We start from the raw sequence: 20,687 nt of genomic DNA, 5'->3' as shown, positions 1-20,687 counted from the left end.
TGACCAGACGGCCGGTACGGGAGTTGACACCGCGTGACCGAGCAAGGACCGGACGTCAGCGTGGTGATCGCCGTCCACGACACCATGCCCTACTTGACCGCCTGCCTCGACTCGCTGGTGGGCCAGAGCATCGAGCGGCAGCGGATGGAAGTCGTCGCCGTCGACGACGGCTCCAGCGACGGCAGCAGCGAGGAACTCGCCCGCTACGCGGCCGCCCACCCGGGGCTGTTCCGCACCGCCCGGCAGCCCGCCTCCGGCGGCCCCGCCAGCCCCACCAACCGCGGCACCGACCTCGCCCGCGGCCGCTACCTGCTCTACCTCGGCTCCGACGACTGGCTCGGCCCCGAGGCGCTGGAGCGGATGGTCGCCGCCGCCGACCGCTGGCAGTCCGACGTGCTGATCCCCAAGCAGGTCGGCGAGCACGGCCGGGTCGTCCCGCAGGGCATCTTCGACCGCACCGCCGAACAGGTCGGCTTCACCGACTCCGCGCTCGCCTGGGCCCTCGGCGACACCAAGCTGTTCCGCCGCGACCTGGTCACCAGCCACGGCCTGCGCCGCCGCGAGGACCTGGTCATCCACTCCGACCAGCCCTTCACCCTCGGCGCGCTGCTGCACGCCCGCAAGGTCTCCGTCCTCGCCGACTACGACTACTACCACCTGGTGCTCCGCCAGGACCGCTCCAACGTCACCCACCGGGCCGGGCCGCTGGACCGGCTGCGCGGCTTCACCGCCGCCCACGAGGTGCTCGACCGCTCCACCCTGCCCGGCCCCGCCCGGGACGCCGTCCGGGCCCGCTACTTCAGCTGGGACGTCCCGCAGCTGCTGCAGGCCCCGTTCCTCGCCGAACCGCCCGCCATGCAGCGCCGGATCGTCCAGGAGATCGGCCGGTTCACCGAACGGCACTGCTCGCCCGCCGTGTTCCGCACCCTGCCCGTCCCCGCCCGGCTGCGCCTCGCCCTCGCCCGGCGCGGCGAACTGCTCGCCCTGTGCGACCTGATCACCTGGGAGCGGGACCACGGCGAGGCCCCCGCCGTCCGCCGCGGCTCCCGGCTCTACGCCGGCTACCCGGTCTTCCGCGACCGGCACCTCGGCCTGCCCGACGCCCTGTTCGAACTCGGCCGCGCCCCCGGACCGGCCGGCTGGCGCCGCCTCGTCCCCGCCCCGCTGCGCCGCGCCCGGTGGGCCGCCAAACGCCTGCTGCGCCGCACCCGGCGGCACGGCCTGGCCGCCGCGCTGCGCGGAGCCGCCCGATGAGCGCCGCACCCGCCCGGGACGTCTGCGTCGTCGGCCTCGGCAAGATCGGCCTGCCGCTGGCCGTCCAGTACGCCGGCAAGGGCCACCTGGTGACCGGCGCCGACATCGCCCCCGAGGTGGTCACCGCCGTCAACGCCGGCCGGCCGCCCTTCCCGCGCGAGGCCCACCTCGACGAGCGGCTCGCCGAGGCCGTCGCGGCCGGCCGGCTGCGCGCCACCACCGACACCGCCGCCGCCACCGCCGGGGCCGACGCCGTGGTGATCGTCGTCCCGCTGGTCACCGGCCCCGACGGCAGCCCCGACTTCTCCCTGCTGGACGCCGCCACCGACGCCGTCGCCGCCGGGCTGCGCCCCGGCACCCTGGTCAGCTACGAGACCACGCTGCCGGTCGGCACCGTCCGCGGCCGCTTCGCCCGGCGGCTGGAGGCCGGCTCCCAACTGGCCGCCGGGCGGGACTTCGCGCTGGTGTTCAGCCCCGAACGGGTGCGCACCGGACGGGTCTTCGCCGACCTGCGGCGCTACCCGAAACTGGTCGGCGGCATCGACGAGGAGTCCACCCGGCGCGGCGTCGACTTCTACCGGGCGGTGCTCGACTTCGACCCGCGCCCCGACCTGCCGCGCGGCAACGGCGTGTGGGCGCTGTCCACGGCGGAGGCCGCCGAGTTCGCCAAGCTCGCCGAGACCACCTACCGGGACGTCAACATCGCGCTGGTCAACCAGTTCGCCCGGTACGCGGACCGGGTCGGCGTCGACCTCGCCGAGATCGTCGACGCCTGCAACTCCCAGCCCTACAGCCACCTGCACCGGCCCGGCATCGCGGTCGGCGGCCACTGCATCCCGGTCTACCCGCGGCTGTACCTGTGGAACGACCCCGGCGCCACCGTGGTGCGGGCCGCCCGCGAGGCCAACGAACAGGTCCCGGCGTACGCGGTCGGGCTGCTGGAGGGCGCGCTCGGCCCGCTGGCGGGCGTCGCGGTGACGGTGCTCGGCGCGTCCTACCGGGGCGGGGTCAAGGAGACCGCGTACTCCGGGGTGTTCCCGCTGGTCGAGGCGCTGCGGGCGGCCGGGGCCGAGGTCGGCGTCAGCGACCCGCTGTACCTCCCGGAGGAGCTGGCCGCCCTCGGCCTGCCGCCCGACCAGGGCAAACCCGCCACCGCGCTGGTCGTCCAGGCCGACCACCCCGAGTACCGGGACCTCGGCGCGGTCGACTTCCCGGGCGTGCGGGTGCTGCTCGACGGCCGCCGGGTCACCGACCCCGCCCGCTGGGAGGGCGTGCGGCGGATCGTGCTCGGCGGGGGCGGCTGAGCGTTCCCGGCCCGGGCCCCGGCGCCCGGGCCGGGCGGATTCGCGGGGCGGGGGCCGTTTCGCCGGGCCGGTGTGCCAGGCTGGCGGGGTGAGCGCGGACCAGACTGCCCCCGGAGTCAGCTTCACCGCCGCCGACGAGGAGAAACGGCGCGGTGTCCGACGGATGAAGACCATCGCCACCGGCCTGCTCGGCCTGGCCACCCTGGTCTTCGCCCTCGCCACCTGGGCCAAGGCGGCCGGGGCGGGCGCCTGGGCCGGGTACGTGGCCGCCGCCGCCGAGGCCGGCATGGTCGGCGCGCTCGCCGACTGGTTCGCCGTCACCGCGCTGTTCCGCCGCCCGTTCGGCCTGCCGATCCCGCACACCGCGATCATCCCGACCAAGAAGGACGCCTTCGGGCGCTCGCTCGGCGACTTCGTCGGCGACAACTTCCTGTCCGCGCCGGTGGTCCGGGCCCGGCTCGGCCGGATCGGCGTGGCCCGGCGGCTCGGCGAGTGGCTGTCCGCGCCCGGCAGCGCCGAACGCGTCACCCGGGAGGCCGCCGCCGCGCTGCGCGGCCTGCTCGCGGTGCTCCGCGACGACGACGTGCAGGCCGTGGTCGCCGAGGCGGTCACCCGGCGGGCCGCCGCCACCTCGGTCGCCGAACCCGCCGGCCGGTTGCTCGGGAAGATCGTCGCGGACGGCGGGCACAAGGGCGTGGTCGACCTGGTCGCGGTGCGGGCCCACGACTGGCTGGTCGAGCACCACGGCGAGGTGGTCGCCCGGGTCACCGCCAAGACCCCCGGCTGGACGCCCAAGTTCCTCGACCAGCAGGTCGGCGAACGGGTCTACAAGGAACTGCTGCGCTTCGTCGGCGACGTCCGCGACGACCCGGTGCACCCCGCGCGCGGCGCCCTCGACAACTTCCTCGCCGACTTCGCGCAGGAGCTCCAGCACGACCCCGCGACCATCGACCGGGTCGAGCGCGCCAAGTCCGAACTGCTGGCCCGTCCCGAGGTGCAGGACCTGATCGCCTCCTCCTGGTCGGCCGTCCGCACCCTGGTGCTGAACGCCGCCGAGGACGAGGACAGCGAACTGCGCCGCCGCCTCACCGACGGGCTGCGGAGCCTCGGCCGACGGCTCGCCACCGACGGCAAACTTCAGGCAAAAACTGACGGTTGGCTGCTGGACGCCGCCGAGTACGTGGTCTCCACCTACCGGGAGGAGATCACCTCGCTGATCTCCGACACCGTGGCCGGCTGGGACGCCGCCGACGCCTCCCGCAAGATCGAGGCCAACGTGGGCCGTGACCTGCAGTTCATCCGGATCAACGGCACCGTGGTCGGCGCGCTGGCCGGCCTGCTGATCCACACCGTCAGCACCGCGCTGGGCGGCTGACGGACCGTCGGGCCGGCCCCCACCGACCGGTCGGTGGGCGTCCGGACCCTTGGGTAGGGTGAGCGACCGATCGGCGCGGCCAGGGGGGTCGGACGCCTGTTCTCCACGGGGGAGTTGACGGACATGACGGTACGTGCACGAAAGCTCGGGCTGCGGGTCGCGGCACTGGCGGCCGCCGGACTGGTGCTGACGGCCTGCAACGACGACCTGACGGACGCCGGCGCGGCCCCGTCCACGGCGGCCGGCTCGCCGGCCGCGAGCGCCAGCCCGACCGGCAAGGGCAAGGCCAAGGAGCCCGCCAACGGCGGCAAGCCCAGCACCAAGCCGAGCGGCGGCACCGCGACGGGCACCGACAAGGCGGCGCAGGCGAAGATGGGCAAGCTCGCGCTGACCGCCGCCGAGTGGGAGACCTACGCGGCCGACGGCGACGACAGCACCAGCACGGACAACTACGTGATGGACAAGTCCTGCGCCAACGTGCCGGACGGCACCGCGGTCAAGGGGCTGACCGCCACCGTGCTGCGCTTCGTCAAGCAGGACCACGAGAGCGACACCACCTTCGCCAGCACCGAGGCCGACCAGTTCGCCACGGTCGCCGACGCGCGCCAGGAGGTCCAGGCCTTCCGGCAGAACACCCAGCGCTGCCCGAACTACACCGAGGACGACGACAAGTACACCGGCGTCCACGCGGGCAAGGCGCCCGCGGTGCCCGGCGCCGACGAGGTGTACCTCGACGAGGGCAAGGCCACCTACCCCACCACCGACGGCGGCCGGACCGACCCGCGGGACTTCGTCCTCATCGCGGCCCGCAAGGGCACCGTCGTGGTCAAGGTGTTCCTGGACGTCGACCCGAACTTCAACGCCGCCACCAGCAAGGACGACGCGCGCGCCGCGATCGCCAAGCTGGCCGCCAAGTGGTGACCGGCCGGCGGGCCGCCGCGGGTTAGCATGCGAGGTCCGTTCGGGTCCGGGTGGTCCGGGCCCGGGCGACCCGCGTCCGGGCGGTCCGGATCCGGGTGAGAGCAGACGGGAGCGTGCCGTGGCCGAGGGTGTCCAGGGGATCGAGGCGTTCATCGCCGGAATGCCGAAGGCGGAGCTGCACGTGCACCACGTGGGCTCGGCCTCGCCGCGGGTGGTGGCCGAACTCGCGGCCCGGCACGCCGGGCGCAGCAAGGTGCCGGCGGACCCGCAGGCGCTCGCCGAGTACTTCACCTTCACCGACTTCGCGCACTTCATCGAGGTGTACCTGAGCGTCGTCGACCTGATCCGGGACGCCGAGGACGTCCGGGCGCTGACCTACGGCGTCGCCCAGGACATGGCCCGGCAGAACATCCGCTACGCCGAACTGACCGTCACCCCCTACTCGTCGGTCAGCCGCGGCATCCCCGACGTCGCCTTCATGGAGGCGATCGAGGACGCCCGGCTGTCCGCCGAGAAGGACCTCGGCATCGTGCTGCGCTGGTGCTTCGACATCCCCGGCGAGGCCGGGCTGGCCTCCGCCGAGGAGACCGCCCGCCTCGCCCTCGACCTGGCCCCCGAGGGGCTGGTCTCGTTCGGGCTCGGCGGGCCCGAGATCGGCGTGCCGCGCCCGCAGTTCAAGCCGTACTTCGACCGGGCCCGGGCGGCCGGCCTGCACAGCGTGCCGCACGCGGGCGAGTCGACCGGCCCCGAGACGGTCTGGGACGCGATCCGGGTGCTCGGCGCCGAGCGGATCGGCCACGGCACCCAGTCGGTCAAGGACCCGGCCCTGGTCGACCACCTGGGCGAGCACCGGATCCCGCTGGAGGTCTGCCCGACCTCCAACCTGGCGACCCGGGTGGTCGAACGGATCGAGGACCACCCCGTCCGGCAGATGGTCGACGCCGGGCTGCTGGTCACCATCAACAGCGACGACCCGCCGATGTTCGGCACCGACCTGAACACCGAGTACGCGGTCGCCGCGAAACTGCTCGGCCTGGACGAGGCCGGGGTCGCGGCGCTCGCCCGCAACGCCGTCGAGGCGTCCTTCCTCGACGAGGCGGGCAAGCGCCGGCTGGCCGGCGAGATCGACGCCTACCTGGCGGGGTGGCCCACCGCCTGACCGGTGGCGGGGCCGGCGGCCGGGCGGTGCAGGTACCACCGTTCGGCCGTCGTCCAGGCCGTGCTGGTCAGCAGGTAGAGCTGGCCCGCGAGCGGCAGCAGCAGGGCGAACAGCGGGGTGCCGAAGGCCAGCCAGCGGACCGGGCCGGCGGGGGCGGGGGCGTGCTTCGCGCGGCGGACGCCGGCCCAGGCCAGGGCCAGCAGGGCCGCCTCCAGGACGGCGAACACCGCGAACTGCGCCGGCGTGTGGGCCGCCGCGGGATGGACGGCCAGCGGGACGCCCGCGAGGGTCGCGTCGAGCAGGTGGCCCGGGGCGGTGGTGAACAGGCGGTACATCACCGAGAAGAACGGGGCCTGCAGCAGCACCGGGAGCAGCCCCGCGAACGGGCCGGTGCCCTCGGCGCGGTGCAGGGCGAGCAGTTCGCGGTTCAGCCGCTCGGGGTTTCGGGCGTGCCGCTCGCGCAGCCGCGCGACCTTCGGCGCGAGCCGGGCGCGGACCCGCTCGGCCCGGGCCGCCGACCGGGCCAGCGGGTGCAGGGCGGCCCGGACGGCCAGGGTGAACAGGACGATCGCGGCCGCGGTGGGGACGACGGCGGCGAGGGCCGCGACGGCGGCGTGGGCGAGGTGGACGGCGGGGTCGAGGACGCTCAGGACGGACATGGTCGGGCTCTCCGGGAGTCGGCGGGTCGTGACGACGGTGCTCGGAGGGCGGACGCGAGGAGGGGACGCAGGGCCGACCCGGCGGCGCCGCGCGCGGGCTGGCGTGGCGGGCGCGGCGGGAGCCGGGCGGTGCGTGTGCGTGTGGTTGCCCGCGCGGTTCCCCGTGCGGTTCCCCGCGCCCCGGGCGGGGTGCGCGAGAGCGGTGGGCCCTCGGCCCCGGCGGGGGGAGCGGGAGTTCGGGGACTGCAGGGAGGAACGGGCCCCTCAGGCGGCCGCGGGCCGGTGTCCCGGGGCTCGGGGGCGGGCGCGGCCCGCGGCGTCCGGGTCGCGCGGCGGCAGGTAGGCGGTGCGGTAGGCGCGGCGGCGCAGCGCCGCCGCGTGCACGGCCGCCGGGGTGCGGGCGCCGGGGAGGCGGGTGGTGGTGAGGGTGGCGGTGACGGCGACGGCGAGCAGCAGCAGCGCGGCCGTGGTCAGCGCACCCGGGCCGGTGAGCAGGTCACCGGTGAGGACCCGGAACAGGACGAGCAGGAGCGGGGTGACGAGCACGGTGCGCAACCTCCTCGGGCCGGGGCGGGAACCGTCCGGGCGGGGTGCCGCCGGACGGGTCGAGTGCGGACGCTGCGTCAACGGCCGGGCCGGGCGGCGCAGTTCCGGAGCGGTCAACGGCGGGGCGGGCACCGGAGTTCCCGGCTCCGGGTTCCGGGTTCCGGAGTTCCCGGCTCCGGGTTCCGGGTCCCTGGTTTCGCCCCGCCGTCGACGCGAGGGCTCGGTCCGTCCGGGGTTCAGGGCAGCCGGACCACCGAGGCGGTCGCGGCGGAGGCGCGGGCGGCCTCCAGGACGGCGAGGGTGGCGACCGCGTCGCGCGGGTCGACCGGCGGTGGGGTGCGGTCGGCGAGCGAGGCGGCGATGCCCGCGTAGTACGCCGGGTAGTCGCCCGGGTCGGTGGTGACCGGTTCGGCGTCGCCGTCGCTGCCGAGCAGGCCGTACGCGGCCGGGTCGTCGTCGCCCCAGCGGTCCGCCGGCCCGCCGGGGCGGCGGCCGGCCCGCAGGGCGGCCTCCTGCGGGTCCATGCCGAACTTGACGTACCCGGCGCTGTCGCCGAGGACGCGCAGCCGGGGCCCGGCGAGCGGGGCCAGCGCGCTGGTCCACAGCTGGGAGCGGACGCCGCCGATGTGGGTCAGGGCGAGGAAGGCGTCGTCGTCGACCACCGCGCCGTCGCGGCGCACGTCGATCTCCGCGTACACCGTCTCGACCGGCCCGAACAGGGTCAGTGCCTGGTCGACCAGGTGGCTGCCCAGGTCGTACAGGGTGCCGCCGACCTCGGCCGGGTCGGCGAGCTCGCGCCAGCCCGGCTTGGGCTTGGGGCGGAAGCGCTCGAACCGGGACTCGAAGCGGTGCACCCGGCCGAGCCGGCCCTCCTCGACCAGGCGGCGGGCGGTCAGGAAGTCGCCGTCCCAGCGGCGGTTCTGGAACACCGACAGCAGCAGGCCGGACTTCTCGGCGAACTCGCACAGGTCGCGGGCCTCGGCGCTGGTCGCGGCCAGCGGCTTGTCGACCACGGTGGCCAGGCCGGCCAGCAGGGCGGTGCGGGCGAGCGGGACGTGGGTGCGGTTGGGGGAGGCGATCACCACCAGGTCGAACCGGTCGGCGTCCTCGAACAGCTGCTCGGGGGTGTCGAGGGCGCGGGCGCCCGGGTGGTCGCGGTGCAACTGGGCCCGGCGGTCGGGGTTGGCGGTGACCACCGCGTCCAGCTGCAGTCCGGGCGTGGTGGCGATCAGCGGGGCGTGGAAGGCGGAACCGGCCAGGCCGTAGCCGATCAGGCCGACGCGGAACGGGGCGGAGGGCGTGCTCATGCCCTCAACTCAACCACCCCGGCCCCGCCGAACGGCGGAGGCCGACCGGTTCGCCGGACCCGGTCGGCGCAGGCCCGGGCCCCGGCTCCGGCGGCGTGCTCAGCGGTCGGAGGGCGGACGGCGCCGGTACAGCACGGCGCACGCCGCGCCGGTCAGCAGCAGCACCGAGCCCAGCGACAGCAGCATGCCGTTGCGGACCGCGTCCCCGCCGTCCCCGCTGCCGCCACCGTCGCCGGACCGGGCCAGCGGCGCGGTGACGGGGACGGCGGCGGCAGCGGCCGCGGCAGCGGCGGGGACGGCGGCCGGGACGGCGCCGGGAGCGGCGGCGACGGCGGGCCGGGCGGCCGGGCCGGCCGACAGCGCGGCCACGGCCAGCAGCAGGACGGCGGCGCGCGCGGCGGCGGCGCGGACGGCGCGGACGGCGCGGGGACGGGCGGGGGAGGCGGTGCGGCGGACGGAGGCCATCGAGGGCTCCCTTGCGTCGTGCGGAGAGGGCGTGTCCGGGACGCTAGCCAGTCCTGGTACGGGAATTGACGGTACGTCAGGGTAGTTACGGGCGGCTTAAGGCGGCGTTGAGGTGCCCCGGACCGGGTGCGACGGTCCGGGGCCGGGCGGTCACCCGCCGTTCGGGAGCGGGGCGGTCACCCGCCGTTCGGGAACAGGGTCTCGGCGACGTGCCGGGTGTCGGTGTACTCGCGGACGGCGGCGATCCGGCCGTCCCGGACGGTGAAGACGCCCAGGCAGTGGTTGTCGTAACGGCGGCCGTGCACGGTGGTGCCGCGCGAGGTCCACTCGGCGACCACCCGGTCGCCCTCGGCGATCGGCGTGCCGACCAGGGCGACCTCGACGGCGGTGCCGGGCTCGAAGACGCCGCCGACCGAGCCGAGGAAGTCCTCGACGACGGCCGTCCGGCCGCACCACTCGCCGCTCAGCGGCAGGTCGCCCGGGTAGCTCCAGACCACGTCCTCGGTGAAGGCGTCCCGGATGGCGTCCGCGTCGCCGCGGGCCACCGCGGCCACGTAGTCGGTGACGACGGTGCGGGGATCGGTGTTCATGGCGGATCTCCTCGGGTGGAAGGTCAGTTGAGGGTGAGGACGGTGTTGCCGCGCACGCGCCGGCCGCGCAGGGCGGCGATCGCCTCCGCGGTGTGCTGCCAGTCGTCGACCAGGCCGAGTTCGGGGTGCAGCCGGCCCTGCTCGGTCAGCCGGACCAGGGTGCGCAGGTCGTCCCCGTCCGGGTGGTCGACGTCCGCGTAGCTGAAGTGCCGGACGGTGGCCGAGACCGGGCCGTTCAGCAGGGCGAAGAAGTCCAGCCGGACCGGCTCGCGGGACGCCTGCCCGAACCACAGCAGCCGGCCGCGCGGGGCGAGCAGCGCCAGCGCCCGGGGCAGCTCCGTGCCGCCGGTCGACTCCAGCACCAGGTCGTACGGGCCGTGCGCCCCGGCCACCTCGTGCACCACCTCGGCCGCGCCCAACTCCCGTAGCCGGGCGCCGCGTTCGGCATTCGCGGTGACGACCGTCAGCTGCGCCCCGGCGGCCGCCGCCAGCTCGGTGACGTAGTGGCCGACGCCGCCGGACGCGCCGGTCAGCAGCAGCCGCCGCCCGGTCACCGGGCCCGCCGCGCGCAGCAGCCGCAGTGCGGTCAGGCCGGCCAGCGGCAGCGCGGCGGCGGTCGGGGCGGCCAGCCGCTCGGGCAGCACCGCCAGCGCGTCCGTGCGCACCGCCGCGTACTCCGCCCAGCCCGCGCCCGGCGGGTGCGCCACCACCCGCTGCCCGACCGCCGGGCCGGTGCCGTCCGCGGCGGCCTGCACGACCAGCCCGGCGACGTCCTTGCCGGGCCGCCAGTGCGGCGGGGGATCCTCCAGCAGGAAGGTCTCGCCGCGGTTCACCGAGAACGCGTCGACCTTCACCAGCACCTCGCCGGGGTGCGGCTCGGGCTGCGGGACCTCGGCGAACTCGACCGTGCCGTGCGCCGGAACCAGGGCCTTCATCAGGGGACTTCCTCTCGTGGGGACCGACTCGCTCGGTGCTGGACCCAGTCAACGGCCCGGGCCCCGGGAGGGTCCAACAACCAGAACGGCCCTACGACAACCGCCGGTTGTCGGCGATGATGGCCCGATGGACGACCCCGACCTCCGGCAGCTGCGGGCCTTCGTCGCAGTCGCCGAGCAGCGCCACTTCGGGCGCGCCGCCGAGCAGTTGGCGATCACCCAGCAGGCCGCCTCCAAGCGGATCGCCGCCCTGGAACGGGAGTTGGGCGTCCAGCTGCTCGACCGCGGCCCCGCCGCCGTGCAACTCACCGACGCCGGACGGCGGTTGCTCGACCCCGCGCGGGCCGCGCTGGCCGCCGGGCAGGCCGCTCTCGCCGCCGTCCGGCAGCGGGCCGCACCCGCCCGGCTGGACGTCTGGGGCCACCTGTTCGAGCCGCTGCGCACCGTGCGCGACGCGCTCGCCGCCGCCCCCGGACTGACCGTCGAGGTCGGCCCCGCCCGGGACCTCGACGCGGTCGCCGCCGCCCTGGTCCGGGGCGAGAGCGCCGCCGGGTTCGGACGCCACCAGCCGGGCGCCGGAGGGGAGTTGGCGCACCGGCTGGTCCGGCTGGAACCCGTCGACGCGGTGCTGCCCGCCGACCACCCGCTGGCCCGCGCCGACCGGCTGCGCCCCGCCGACCTGGCCGCGCTGCGGCTGGTGCTGCCCGCCGACCCGGCCCGGCTGGACTTCCTGGCCCGGTTCGGCGCGCACTTCGGCGTCCCGCTGCTGCCCGGCGAGGCCAACCTCGGCCTCGCCCACCTGCTCGACCGGGTCCGCGCCGTCCCCGACGGCTGCACCCTGCTGCCCGCCGAACTCCCGCTCGCCGTCCCGCCCGGCCTGACCGTCCGCCCGCTGGTGGACCCCGTCCCGCTGTACGCCTGGTCCCTGGTCTGGCACCGCGAACGCCCGCACCCCGCCGTCCCCACCCTGCTGCGCGCCTTCGCCGAACGCGGCCGCGAACGCCGCTGGCTGGAGTACCGCCCCGACCGCGACTGGCTGCCCGGCGCCGACGCCCGCGACCTGGCATGACGGAGGGCCCCGGCGCGGCGGCAGCACGGCGGCGGCACGGCGGAGGGCCCCGGCGAGGCGTTCGCCGGGGCCCTCCGGGGCGGGGTCAGACCAGTTCGACCAGGTCGGCGATCGAGTTGACCACCTGGGTCGGCCGGTACGGGAAGCGGTCGACGTCGGCGGCCTGGGTCAGGCCGGTCAGCACCAGGAAGGTCGACATGCCGGCCTCCATGCCGGAGACGATGTCGGTGTCCATCCGGTCGCCGATCATCGCGCTGTGCTCGGAGTGCGCGCCGATCGCGTTCAGGCCGGCCCGCATCATCAGCGGGTTCGGCTTGCCCACGAAGTACGGCTCCACGCCGGTCGCCTTGGTGATCAGCGCGGCCACCGCACCGGTCGCGGGCAGCGCGCCCTCGGCGGACGGGCCGGTCTCGTCCGGGTTGGTCGCGATGAACCGGGCACCGTCGTTGATCAGGCGGACGGCCTTGGTCATCGCCTCGAAGGAGTACGTCCGGGTCTCGCCCAGCACCACGAAGTCCGGGGCGGTGTCGGTCAGCACGTAGCCGACGTCGTGCAGCGCGGTGGTCAGGCCGGCCTCGCCGATCACGTACGCGGTGCCGCCCGGGCGCTGGTCCTCCAGGAACTTCGCGGTGGCCAGGGCGGAGGTCCAGATGTGCTCGGCGGGCACGTCCAGGCCCATCCGGGACAGGCGGGCGTGCAGGTCGCGCTGGGTGTAGATCGAATTGTTGGTGAGCACCAGGAAGGGCTTCCCGGACTCACGCAGCCGCTTGATGAAGGCATCGGCCCCGGGGATCGGCACGCCCTCGTGGATGAGGACTCCGTCCATGTCGGTCAGCCAGGTCTCGATGGGCTTGCGGTCTGCCACGTGGGTGTCTCCTTGGTCTTGCACAGGTCGAACGATCTTCGTGATCGCTCCGACCGGACACCACTGGCCGGCCGGGCGCCACAGGCTGCCCCAACGCCGATCAGCCTAGTCGTCCCGACCGGCCGGACACAGGGGCGTCCGCGCCCGCGGCCACCCGCGTGGGCACCCGTGCGGACCAGGGCCCGCGGGACCCGGGACGGGGGCGGGAGGCCGGCGAACGCCGACGGCGGGCGGCCCGGGCACTCCGGGCCGCCCGCCGTCCGGGCCGCTGCGGCGTCAGTTCGCGTACGGGTTCCCGCCCGAGGGCGGCGGCTGCTGCCCGTACGGCGGCTGCTGGCCGTACCCGGGGGCGCGGCGGGCGGTGCGGCGGGCCGGCCGTAGGGCGGCTGCTGGCCGTACCCGGGCGGGGCGGCCGGTGGCGCGGCGGGCTGCTGGCCGTAGGGCTGCGGCGCGGGCGGCTGCGGGGCGTACGGCTGCTGCTGCGGCGGCACGCCGTACGGGGCGCCCGGCGGCACCGGGCCCGGGCCGGTGGAGCGGTTGCGCCGGACGACCAGCACCACCACGAGCACCAGCACCAGGACGCCCGCCACCGCGCCGCCGACGACCAGCGGGAGGCTGCCCGAACCGGAGGACTGCTGCCCGGTCGCCTCGGGCGCCGAGGACTTCGCGGGCGCGGACCCCTCCGGCGCGGCACTCGCGGCGTCGCTCGCCGCCCCGCCCGGCTGGTCCGCCGCGCCCGACTTCCCGGCCCCGGGCGAGGCCGAGGCCCCGGCACCGGTGCCGGGCAGCGGGCTGACGTCCGCCGGGCCCGGGTCGCCCGGGCTGGTCAGGGCGATCCGGGGCCGGATGACGCCGTAGCCCAGGTAGTCGCTGCGCTCCTTCGGGTTGCTCGCGGTGTTGATCAGCACCCGCAGCACCTGGTTGGCCGTCCAGTCCGGGTGCACCGACCAGATCAGCGCGGCGGCGGCCGAGGTCAGGGCGGTGGAGTCGGAGGTGCCGTCGCCCTTGCAGTAGCCGGACCCGCTGGTGCAGGCGCCGTAGATCTCCACCGCCGGGGCGGCCAGCACCACCTGCGGGCCGTGCTGCGACTTCGACCAGGCCTTCGCGTCCCGGTCGGTGCCGGCCACGGTGACGACACCGGGCAGGCCGCCCGGGTAGTCGACCTCGTTACCCGTGTCGCCGCTGTTGCCGGCCGCGGCGATCACCAGAGAGCCCCGGGAACGGGCGTGGTCGACGGCTGCCTGGAGCTTGGCGCGGTCGGCAGCTTCGCGCAGGGGGCTGCCCTGGGAGACGTTGATGACCTTGGCACCCTGATCGGCCGCGTAGGTGATGCCCTGGGCCAACTGGTTCAGAATCTGGTTCTGGGTCTCGTAACTGCCGTCGTTGACGGTTCTGATCTTGATGGGGAGGATCTTGACTCCGGGCGCCAGACCGTAGGCGCCCTGGCCGTTCAGGTTTTTCCCGGTGCCGGCGATGTCGCTGGCCATGTGCGTTCCGTGGCCGATCGGGTCGGAGAGCACGCCGCCGGGCAGTCCGCTGAGGTCGGTGCCGGTCAGCAACTGGCCGGCCAGGTCGGGGGTGCCGTCCTGGAAACCGCTGTCGACCACCGCGACCGTGATGCCCTTGCCGGTGCTGATCTGCCACATCTCGTCGGCGTGCATCGCGTCCAGGTGCCACTCCTGCGCGCGGATCGAGTCCGCGGCCGACGCGGGTCCGGCCGTCCACCCCCACAGGACGGCGCCGACCGCCGCCGCGGCGGCGAACCGTCGCCCCCGCCCTGCCCTGCCCGTTCCCCGCATCACACGCTCCCTCGTCCTTCGCCACGTCCACCGGGGCGGCCCCGGCGCACAGTTCGGCCCGGCCGCGGGAGCCGCAGCCCCCGCGACCGGGCCGTCGAACCGGTCACTACTCGATCACGTTCGGATTGACCGGGCCCATCCCGGACGTCCAGGTGTTCTCGTCCTCGGTCAGGTAGTCCGGACGGTTGCCCTGGGCCTTGCCCTTGCGGTTGGCGCTGCCGCCGCCGTGCCCGCCGCCGAAGGAGCCGCCGGCCCGGCCGTCCGCGCCCCGCTCGGCCCGGCCGCGCAGGCCGGTCCCGCCCGGGGTGAACTCGCCGCGCCCGCCCGGGGCGCGGTTCGCGCCGACGGTGCCGCCCGCGCGGTTCACCAACCCGCTGCCGCGCGAACCGCCGGCCCCGCCGCGGGCACCGCCCGCGCCGCCACCGCCGTGCATGCCGCCCATGCCGCCCGCGCCCGAGGCGCCCGCCCGGCCGGTCTGGCCGGCCGCGCCCGCGGCGCCCGACGAGGCGCCGGTGCCGGTGCCGGTCCGGGCACCCGCGCCGGTCGTCCCGGCCGTGCCGCCGCCGGTGGCCCGGCCGCCGCCTGCGCCGCTCCCGCCGAGCGCACCGCCGCCGCCCAGGCCCGGGACCAGGCCGCCGGTGTAACCACCGCCGCCCCCGCCCCCACCGAGACCGCCGCCGCCCAGGCCGCCACCGCCGCCGCCACCGATCAGGCCGCCGCCACCGCCGCCCGTGGGTGGGAGGCCGCCCGGGCCGGGGACCGTCGGGGTCGGCGCCACGTGGTCGATCTTCAGCGGCGGCGGGTCCGGGATCACCGGGGTGGGGCCGCCCGGCGGCGTGACCGGGGGCGGCGGGGTCGGGGTCGGGTAGGGGTACGGGGTCGGCACCGGGCCGGGGTGCCGGATCAGGTGCGGCGGGCTCGGCGGGGGCGGTACCACCGTCGGAGGAGGTGTGGTCGTGCCGCCTCCGCCGCCCCCGGGCGGCGTCCAGGTCGGCGGCTGGGGCGGCGTGGTGCTGCCGCCACCGCCACCGCGGCCGTTGCCGCCACCGATCGGGACTTCCTGCAGGTTGTCGAGGTCGACGGCTCCTCCCGGCGGGGCCGGGAAGGTCGGCACCGCGGCCGAGTTGAGCTGGGTGCTCGCGTACTCGTACGACTGGCTGAGGCGCTCCATCTGCGTGATGGCCTCCTGGTGCGCCTGGAAGACCCGGTCGGACGCGGCGCGGGCCTGCTCCTCGGTGACCCAGTTCGGGTCGAGCATCCCGGCCACCTTGCCGCCGAGGTAGCCGCCCGCGGCGGCGCCGATGCCCGGCATGACCACCCCGCCGATGATGGCGCCGCCGATGGTCGCGGCCGTGTTGTCCTGCGCCTCGTAGCGGCGGACGGTCTCCATGTCGTCGTACGGCACCGGGGGCAGGCCGTACTTGACGGTGCTGAGGGTGTCGCCGGCCGAGGTCATGTGGGTGCCGGCGGTCCGCGAGTAGGTGGCCAGGTCCATGGTGGAGCGGGAGACCTGGGTGCCCCAGTTCTTGAAGCTGTCAGCGGCCTGGCCCTCCCAGTCGAGGCTGCTGATGTGGGTGTGCAGCTCCTCGCTGATCTGGTCCAACTGCTGGGCAGCGTCGACCAGTTGCTGTCCGACGCCGGACACCGCGAACGGGTTGGCGTTCTCGATCATGGCGACCAGCTGTTCGTGGCTGGCGCGGCCAATCTCGCCCGGCTGGATCCGGACCAGTCTCGACTCTTCGAGTTCCATCGGTTCTCTCCCCCTGTGCTGTGGTCGGACCGGGCGGTCAGTACGAGCCCTGCTGGACGTTGCTGCCGGGTGCCGCGGCCGGGTAGCCGGGCTGCTGCCCGTACTGCGAACTGCCGGCCGGCGGGAGCTGGGCCTGGGCACCTGCCCTGCGCAGGAGCGAATGGAACTGCTCCTGTTGTTCGGCGTCCGCGTTCTGGTAGCCCCGGGCCGCCATGTCGATGCTGGCGCTCATCGCCTCGATCTGCATGGACAGCGTCTTGGAGAGCTGGTCCAGGTTGGCGTGCACCGTGGTGTAGGCGCTCATCAGGTCGCCGGCCTGGCCGAAGTCCTGGCCGAGCTGGCCGGGCGTCAGCTGCTGCCGGGAGATCGTGCCCTGGCCCGCGGCCGAGCTGTCCAGCGTGCTGAGCAGGTCGTCGACCCGCTTCTTGAAGGTCTGCAGGTTCTCCACCTCGACCTTGACCGCGGCGGCGCCGACCTGGCCGATCAGGGCCTGGGTCTGGGCGACCACCGCGGCCGCCGCCACGCCGCCGACCACCGCGCCGATGGCGCCGCCCACCGCGGCGCCGGACGCACCGCTGTCGTTGGAGGGTTCGTTCATCGCGGTTTTCCTTCCCCCGTGGCACGGCTGGCCGCGCCCGTCACTGCTTCCACTGCCGGGCCCCGCTCCCCGGGCCCGTCCCCGTCCCCGTCCCGTTCCCACGGCGGGGCACGGGTCGCCACGGCAAAGATAGCGCTCCGCGCGGACACTCCGGGAGGGGCCTCGCGCGGGCGTCCGGAACGGGGCGGCGGCGGCCGGAGCCGGGCGGGCGGGCGTCTCGGTCGTACGCCAAGGGGCTTGCGGTGCGGGGGAGTTGCGGCGGGCGGCGCGGGCTGTCGGCGCGACTGTGTAGCGTTCACCGCGGTGGGTCCGGGACGGGCCCGCGGAACGCACGAGTCAAGAGCGGCCGCCGTGCGGCGCGGCCGGTGGGAGGTACAACGTGACGGAGCTGGCCGAGACGTCCGCGGGCGGCGTGCCGGAGCTGCCCGAGTCCTGGCGGGGAGTGCTCGCCGAGGAGACCGGCAAGCCCTACTTCGCGCAGCTGGCGGAGTTCCTGGCCGCCGAGCGCGCCGAGCACGAGGTGTTCCCGCCGGCCGGGCAGGAGTTCGCGGCGCTGGAGGCGGTGCCCTACCAGGACGTCAAGGTGCTGATCCTCGGCCAGGACCCGTACCACGACAACGGCCAGGCGCACGGCATGAGCTTCTCGGTGCTGCCCGGCGTCAGGACCCCGCCGTCGCTGCGCAACATCTACAAGGAGCTCGGCACCGACCTCGGCCTGACCGTGCCGGACAACGGGTACCTGATGCCGTGGGCCGAGCAGGGCGTGCTGCTGCTCAACGCGGTGCTCACGGTGCGGGCGCACGAGGCCAACTCGCACAAGAACAAGGGCTGGGAGAAGTTCACCGACGCGGTGATCAAGGCGGTCAGCGCCCGCGAGGAGCCCTGCGTGTTCGTGCTCTGGGGCGGCTACGCGAAGAAGAAGCTCCCGCTGATCGACACCGAGCGCCACGTGGTGGTCCAGGGCGCGCACCCGTCGCCGCTGTCCGCGAAGCTGTTCCTCGGCAGCAAGCCGTTCTCGCAGATCAACGAGGCCCTGGAGGGCTTCGGCCAGAAGCCGATCGACTGGCAGATCCCGAACATCAAGGGCTGACCGCAGGACGGAGGGGGCCCGCCGGGAACGGCGGGCCCCCTCCGGCGCGTGCTCAGGCCAGCACCGGCGGCTCGGTCGCCGCCCGCAGCTGCGCCAGGGTGACGCCGTCCGCGAGGGAAACCAGGCGCAGGCCCTCGGGGGTGACGTCGAGGGTGGCGAGGTCGGTGACGACGCGGTGGACGACGGCGCGGCCGGTGGCGGGCAGGCTCAGCTCGTCGACGATCTTCGGGCTGCCGTCCTTCGCGGTGTGCTCCATCACCACGATCAGCCGGCGGGCGCCGTGGACCAGGTCCATCGCGCCGCCCATGCCCTTGACCATCCGGCCGGGGATCATCCAGTTGGCGAGGTCGCCGCCCGCGGAGACCTGCATCGCGCCGAGCACCGAGACGTCGATCCGCCCGGAGCGCACCATGCCGAAGGAGAACGCCGAATCGAAGTACGCCGCACCGGGGTTGACGGTGACGGTCTCCTTGCCGGCGTTGATCAGGTCGGGGTGGACGTCGGCGTCCGCCGGGTAGGGGCCGGTGCCGAGGATGCCGTTCTCGGAGTGCAGGACGACGTGCACGCCGGGCGGCAGGTGGCCGGGGATCAGGGTGGGCAGGCCGATGCCGAGGTTGACGTACTGGCCGTCGCGCAGTTCGCGGGCGGCCCGGGCGGCGAGCGCGGCCCGGGGTCGAGCGCGGCCCGGGCGGCGAGCGCGTCGCGGGGGTCGAGGGCGGCGGTCATCGGGACTCCTCCGGGGCGGCGGGGCTGCTGACGGTGCGCCGTTCGATCCGGCGGTCGGCCGGGTCGGCGGCGACGATCCGGTCGACGTAGACGCCGGGCAGGTGGACGGCGTCCGGCGGGATCTCGCCCGCTTCGACGATCCGGTCGGCCTCGACCACCGTGATCCGGCCGGCGGTGGCGCACAGCGGGTTGAAGTTGCGGGCGGCGGCGTGGAAGACGCAGTTGCCGTGCCGGTCGGCGACCTCGGCGCGCACCAGCGCGAAGTCGGCGCGGATCGCCTCCTCCAGCAGGTGGCGGCGGCCGCCGAACTCCCGGACCTCCTTGGGCGGGGAGGCCACCGCGACCGCGCCGCCGCCGGGGGCGTAGCGCCAGGGCAGGCCGCCCTCCTCGACCTGGGTCCCGGCCCCGGCGGGGGTGTAGAAGGCCGGGATGCCGGCGCCGCCGGCCCGCAGCCGCTCGGCCAGGGTGCCCTGCGGGGTGAGTTCGACCTCGAGTTCGCCGCTCAGGTACTGCCGGGCGAACTCCTTGTTCTCGCCGACGTAGCTGGAGGTCATCCGGGCGATCCGCCCGGCCCGCAGCAGCAGGCCCAGGCCCCAGTCGTCGACCCCGCAGTTGTTGGAGACCACCCGCAGGCCGGTGGTGCCGGCGTCGACCAGGGCGCCGATCAGGGTGGACGGGATGCCGCACAGGCCGAAGCCGCCGACCGCGAGCAGTGCGCCGTCGGGAATGTCCCCGACCGCGCGGGCCGGGGAGTCCAGGACCTTGTCCAAGGGGGCCGCCTTAACCAGGGGGAGGGGCTGACTGGCGCACCACCCTCCCCGCAGGCCCCGGGGCTTTCCATGGCGGACGGCGCCATGGCGCGCACGCGCACCATGTGAGCCCCGCACACTCCCGGCCGCCGGCCGCCGCGACATGGCGGCGGGCCACGCAGTGCGGGCGGCCGATGTGTGGGCTCGTCACATGTCGTCCGGGGGGACGCACCCCTACGGTTCCGGCATCCCACCAGCACCGGCACGTCAGGAGCCCCCCACCATGCCACTCACGGACGCCACCCGCAGACGCCCCGTCCGGAAGTTCGCCGCGCTGGCCGCCTGCGTGCTGCTCGCCGCGGGCTGCGCGAAGGCCGGCACCGCGGGCACCTCGACCGGGGCCGGGAGCGGTGGGGGCGACAAGAGCCCGGTCAAGGTCGGCCTGGTGTACTCGAAGACCGGCCCGCTGGCCGCCTACGGCAAGCAGTACCTGGAGGGATTCAAGGCGGGCCTGGCGTACGCCACCAAGGGCACCGGCGCGGTGGACGGACACCCGGTGGAGGTTGCCGAGCAGGACGACGCGGGCGACCCGGCGAAGGCGGTCTCCGCGGCCAAGGACCTGATCGGCAAGAACTACAAGATCCTGGCGGGCTCCACCGCGTCCGGCGTGGCGCTGCAGGTCGGCCCGATCGCCGCGCAGAACAAGGTGCTGTTCATCTCCGGCCCGGCCGCCGCCGACAAGGTCACCGGCCTGAACAAGTACACCTTCCGCTCCGGCCGCCAGTCCTACCAGGACACCAGGGCGGCGGCCTCGTTCATCGGCGACGCCAAGGGCAAGAAGGTCACCGTGCTCGCCCAGGACAACGCCTTCGGCCAGGCCAACGTGGCCGCCGTCAAGGACGTGCTGGGCGGCGAGGGCGCCACCGTGGACGCCGTGCTGGCCCCGCCGTCCGCCACCGACCTGACGCCGTTCGCCACCCAGGCCAAGGACGCCAAACCCGACCTGCTGTACGTCGCCTGGGCCGGCGACACCGCGTCCGCGCTGTGGACCTCGCTCAACCAGCAGGACGTGTTCTCCGCGACCAAGGTGGTCACCGGCCTCGACGTGGCCGCCTCCTACCCGCTGTTCGGCCCGGCCGCCGAGAAGATCGACTTCCTGAACCACTACTTCGGCGGCGCCGCCGGCACCGAGGCCGAGAAGGCGATGACCGACGCGGTCGCCAAGGCCGGCTCCAAGCCCGACCTGTTCACCCCCGACGGCTTCACCGCCGCCCAGATGGTGGTGCACGCGCTGGAGGCCAACCAGGGCTCCGACGCGGACACCGACGCCCTGGTGAAGGCCCTGGAGGGCTGGAGCTTCGACGGCGTCAAGGGGAAGTTCACCGTCCGGGCCGAGGACCACGCGCTGCTCCAGCCGATGTTCCAGGTCAAGCTGACCGGCTCCGGCGCCGGCGCCATGCCCACCGCGGTCAGGACCCTGCCCGCCGACCAGGTCGCCCCGCCGGTCGCCAAGACGGCGGGCTGAG

20 protein-coding genes are annotated in these 20,687 nt (G+C 75.4%); 8 read left to right on the top strand and 12 right to left on the bottom strand.

From position 1 onward, the window contains the following. Positions 1-33: 33 nt before the first annotated feature. The 5 genes from OU787_RS10735 to OU787_RS10715 all read left to right on the top strand — a co-directional run bounded on the left by OU787_RS10735 (position 34) and on the right by OU787_RS10715 (position 6,013). On the top strand, positions 34-1,254 hold the full coding sequence (locus OU787_RS10735; protein WP_051816884.1) for a glycosyltransferase family 2 protein: 1,221 nt from the start codon (positions 34-36) through the stop codon (positions 1,252-1,254). Further along, entirely contained in the window at positions 1,251-2,558 is a 1,308-nt protein-coding gene (locus OU787_RS10730) for a nucleotide sugar dehydrogenase (protein ID WP_268659201.1), read from the top strand. The genes OU787_RS10735 and OU787_RS10730 overlap by 4 nt, the downstream gene beginning before the upstream one ends. Positions 2,559-2,628: 70 nt before the next feature. Next, the gene (locus OU787_RS10725; protein WP_030459865.1) at positions 2,629-3,933 is read left to right on the top strand and encodes a DUF445 domain-containing protein; all 1,305 of its coding nucleotides are present in this window, start codon (positions 2,629-2,631) and stop codon (positions 3,931-3,933) included. 123 nt (positions 3,934-4,056) lie between these two features. Beyond that, entirely contained in the window at positions 4,057-4,854 is a 798-nt protein-coding gene (locus tag OU787_RS10720; RefSeq protein WP_030459864.1) for a hypothetical protein, read from the top strand. Between the two features lie 160 nt (positions 4,855-5,014). Further along, complete coding sequence (locus OU787_RS10715) at positions 5,015-6,013, top strand: adenosine deaminase (RefSeq protein WP_030459863.1); 999 nt, start codon at positions 5,015-5,017, stop codon at positions 6,011-6,013. Here OU787_RS10715 and yidC read toward each other — a convergent pair. From yidC to OU787_RS10685, 6 genes are all read right to left on the bottom strand, one after another. Then, positions 5,986-6,672, bottom strand: coding sequence for a membrane protein insertase YidC (yidC, locus tag OU787_RS10710; protein WP_268659200.1), 687 nt, complete (start codon positions 6,670-6,672; stop codon positions 5,986-5,988). The two genes, OU787_RS10715 and yidC, sit on opposite strands and share 28 nt — an antisense overlap. 264 nt (positions 6,673-6,936) lie before the next feature. After that, positions 6,937-7,218: a DUF6412 domain-containing protein gene (locus tag OU787_RS10705; protein ID WP_030459861.1), complete on the bottom strand. Its 282-nt coding sequence runs from the start codon at positions 7,216-7,218 to the stop codon at positions 6,937-6,939. Between the two features lie 236 nt (positions 7,219-7,454). After that, the gene (locus OU787_RS10700; protein ID WP_030459860.1) at positions 7,455-8,525 is read right to left on the bottom strand and encodes a Gfo/Idh/MocA family oxidoreductase; all 1,071 of its coding nucleotides are present in this window, start codon (positions 8,523-8,525) and stop codon (positions 7,455-7,457) included. Positions 8,526-8,624: 99 nt separating this feature from the next. Continuing rightward, positions 8,625-8,990, bottom strand: coding sequence for a hypothetical protein (locus tag OU787_RS10695; protein WP_268659199.1), 366 nt, complete (start codon positions 8,988-8,990; stop codon positions 8,625-8,627). Between the two features lie 176 nt (positions 8,991-9,166). Further along, the gene (locus OU787_RS10690) at positions 9,167-9,580 is read right to left on the bottom strand and encodes a nuclear transport factor 2 family protein (protein WP_268659198.1); all 414 of its coding nucleotides are present in this window, start codon (positions 9,578-9,580) and stop codon (positions 9,167-9,169) included. A gap of 23 nt (positions 9,581-9,603) precedes the next feature. After that, positions 9,604-10,515 carry a zinc-binding dehydrogenase gene (locus OU787_RS10685; RefSeq protein ID WP_268659197.1) on the bottom strand — a complete coding sequence of 304 codons (912 nt, stop codon included), beginning with the start codon at positions 10,513-10,515 and terminating at the stop codon, positions 9,604-9,606. Positions 10,516-10,642: 127 nt separating this feature from the next. Between OU787_RS10685 and OU787_RS10680 the strand changes: the two genes are divergently transcribed. After that, positions 10,643-11,584, top strand: a complete 942-nt coding sequence (locus OU787_RS10680) for a LysR family transcriptional regulator (RefSeq protein WP_268659196.1) — start codon at positions 10,643-10,645, stop codon at positions 11,582-11,584. An 85-nt stretch (positions 11,585-11,669) separates the two neighbouring features. Here OU787_RS10680 and OU787_RS10675 read toward each other — a convergent pair whose 3' ends face one another. The 4 genes from OU787_RS10675 to OU787_RS10660 all read right to left on the bottom strand — a co-directional run bounded on the left by OU787_RS10675 (position 11,670) and on the right by OU787_RS10660 (position 16,596). Continuing rightward, positions 11,670-12,449: an HAD-IIA family hydrolase gene (locus OU787_RS10675; protein WP_030459855.1), complete on the bottom strand. Its 780-nt coding sequence runs from the start codon at positions 12,447-12,449 to the stop codon at positions 11,670-11,672. Beyond that, positions 12,416-14,248, bottom strand: a complete 1,833-nt coding sequence (gene mycP / locus OU787_RS10670) for a type VII secretion-associated serine protease mycosin (protein WP_268659195.1) — start codon at positions 14,246-14,248, stop codon at positions 12,416-12,418. Before mycP ends, OU787_RS10675 begins: the two co-directional genes overlap by 34 nt. Before the next feature lie 106 nt (positions 14,249-14,354). Beyond that, positions 14,355-15,998 (bottom strand): WXG100 family type VII secretion target, encoded by a 1,644-nt coding sequence (locus tag OU787_RS10665; protein ID WP_051816881.1) that lies wholly within the window; start codon positions 15,996-15,998, stop codon positions 14,355-14,357. 37 nt (positions 15,999-16,035) lie between these two features. Next, positions 16,036-16,596, bottom strand: coding sequence for a hypothetical protein (locus tag OU787_RS10660; protein ID WP_051816880.1), 561 nt, complete (start codon positions 16,594-16,596; stop codon positions 16,036-16,038). Positions 16,597-16,975: 379 nt separating this feature from the next. Here OU787_RS10660 and OU787_RS10655 point away from each other — a divergent pair, with 379 nt between their 5' ends. Then, positions 16,976-17,686: a uracil-DNA glycosylase gene (locus tag OU787_RS10655; protein ID WP_232794941.1), complete on the top strand. Its 711-nt coding sequence runs from the start codon at positions 16,976-16,978 to the stop codon at positions 17,684-17,686. Positions 17,687-17,738: 52 nt separating this feature from the next. On the opposite strand, the gene OU787_RS10650 is transcribed toward OU787_RS10655, so the two are convergent. Both OU787_RS10650 and OU787_RS10645 read right to left on the bottom strand, forming a co-directional pair. Next, complete coding sequence (locus tag OU787_RS10650) at positions 17,739-18,323, bottom strand: 3-oxoacid CoA-transferase subunit B (protein ID WP_268661845.1); 585 nt, start codon at positions 18,321-18,323, stop codon at positions 17,739-17,741. Positions 18,324-18,408: 85 nt separating this feature from the next. Continuing rightward, positions 18,409-19,182, bottom strand: coding sequence for a CoA transferase subunit A (locus tag OU787_RS10645; RefSeq protein ID WP_030459849.1), 774 nt, complete (start codon positions 19,180-19,182; stop codon positions 18,409-18,411). 262 nt (positions 19,183-19,444) lie between these two features. On the opposite strand from OU787_RS10645, the gene OU787_RS10640 reads away from it, so the two are divergent. Next, positions 19,445-20,686 (top strand): substrate-binding domain-containing protein, encoded by a 1,242-nt coding sequence (locus tag OU787_RS10640; protein WP_030459848.1) that lies wholly within the window; start codon positions 19,445-19,447, stop codon positions 20,684-20,686. Position 20,687: the final 1 nt, after the last annotated feature.

The sequence above is a fragment of the Kitasatospora sp. YST-16 genome, assembly GCF_026802215.1.
Classification (GTDB): Bacteria; Actinomycetota; Actinomycetes; order Streptomycetales; family Streptomycetaceae; genus Kitasatospora; species Kitasatospora cineracea.
The sequence above is the reverse complement of the archived record's forward strand: the minus strand, read 5'-3'. Positions and strand labels throughout refer to the sequence as shown.

Excerpts from the sequence above, each read along its gene's own strand:
- OU787_RS10660 (WP_051816880.1), bottom strand. The coding sequence starts at position 16,596 with ATGAACGAACCCTCCAACGACAGCGGTGCGTCCGGCGCCGCGGTGGGC.
- yidC (WP_268659200.1), bottom strand. The coding sequence starts at position 6,672 with ATGTCCGTCCTGAGCGTCCTCGACCCCGCCGTCCACCTCGCCCACGCC.
- OU787_RS10700 (WP_030459860.1), bottom strand. The coding sequence starts at position 8,525 with ATGAGCACGCCCTCCGCCCCGTTCCGCGTCGGCCTGATCGGCTACGGC.
- OU787_RS10640 (WP_030459848.1), top strand. The coding sequence starts at position 19,445 with ATGCCACTCACGGACGCCACCCGCAGACGCCCCGTCCGGAAGTTCGCC.
- OU787_RS10715 (WP_030459863.1), top strand. The coding sequence starts at position 5,015 with ATGCCGAAGGCGGAGCTGCACGTGCACCACGTGGGCTCGGCCTCGCCG.
- OU787_RS10680 (WP_268659196.1), top strand. The coding sequence starts at position 10,643 with ATGGACGACCCCGACCTCCGGCAGCTGCGGGCCTTCGTCGCAGTCGCC.
- mycP (WP_268659195.1), bottom strand. The coding sequence starts at position 14,248 with ATGCGGGGAACGGGCAGGGCAGGGCGGGGGCGACGGTTCGCCGCCGCG.
- OU787_RS10690 (WP_268659198.1), bottom strand. The coding sequence starts at position 9,580 with ATGAACACCGATCCCCGCACCGTCGTCACCGACTACGTGGCCGCGGTG.
- OU787_RS10695 (WP_268659199.1), bottom strand. The coding sequence starts at position 8,990 with ATGGCCTCCGTCCGCCGCACCGCCTCCCCCGCCCGTCCCCGCGCCGTC.
- OU787_RS10665 (WP_051816881.1), bottom strand. The coding sequence starts at position 15,998 with ATGGAACTCGAAGAGTCGAGACTGGTCCGGATCCAGCCGGGCGAGATT.
- OU787_RS10730 (WP_268659201.1), top strand. The coding sequence starts at position 1,251 with ATGAGCGCCGCACCCGCCCGGGACGTCTGCGTCGTCGGCCTCGGCAAG.
- OU787_RS10720 (WP_030459864.1), top strand. The coding sequence starts at position 4,057 with ATGACGGTACGTGCACGAAAGCTCGGGCTGCGGGTCGCGGCACTGGCG.
- OU787_RS10685 (WP_268659197.1), bottom strand. The coding sequence starts at position 10,515 with ATGAAGGCCCTGGTTCCGGCGCACGGCACGGTCGAGTTCGCCGAGGTC.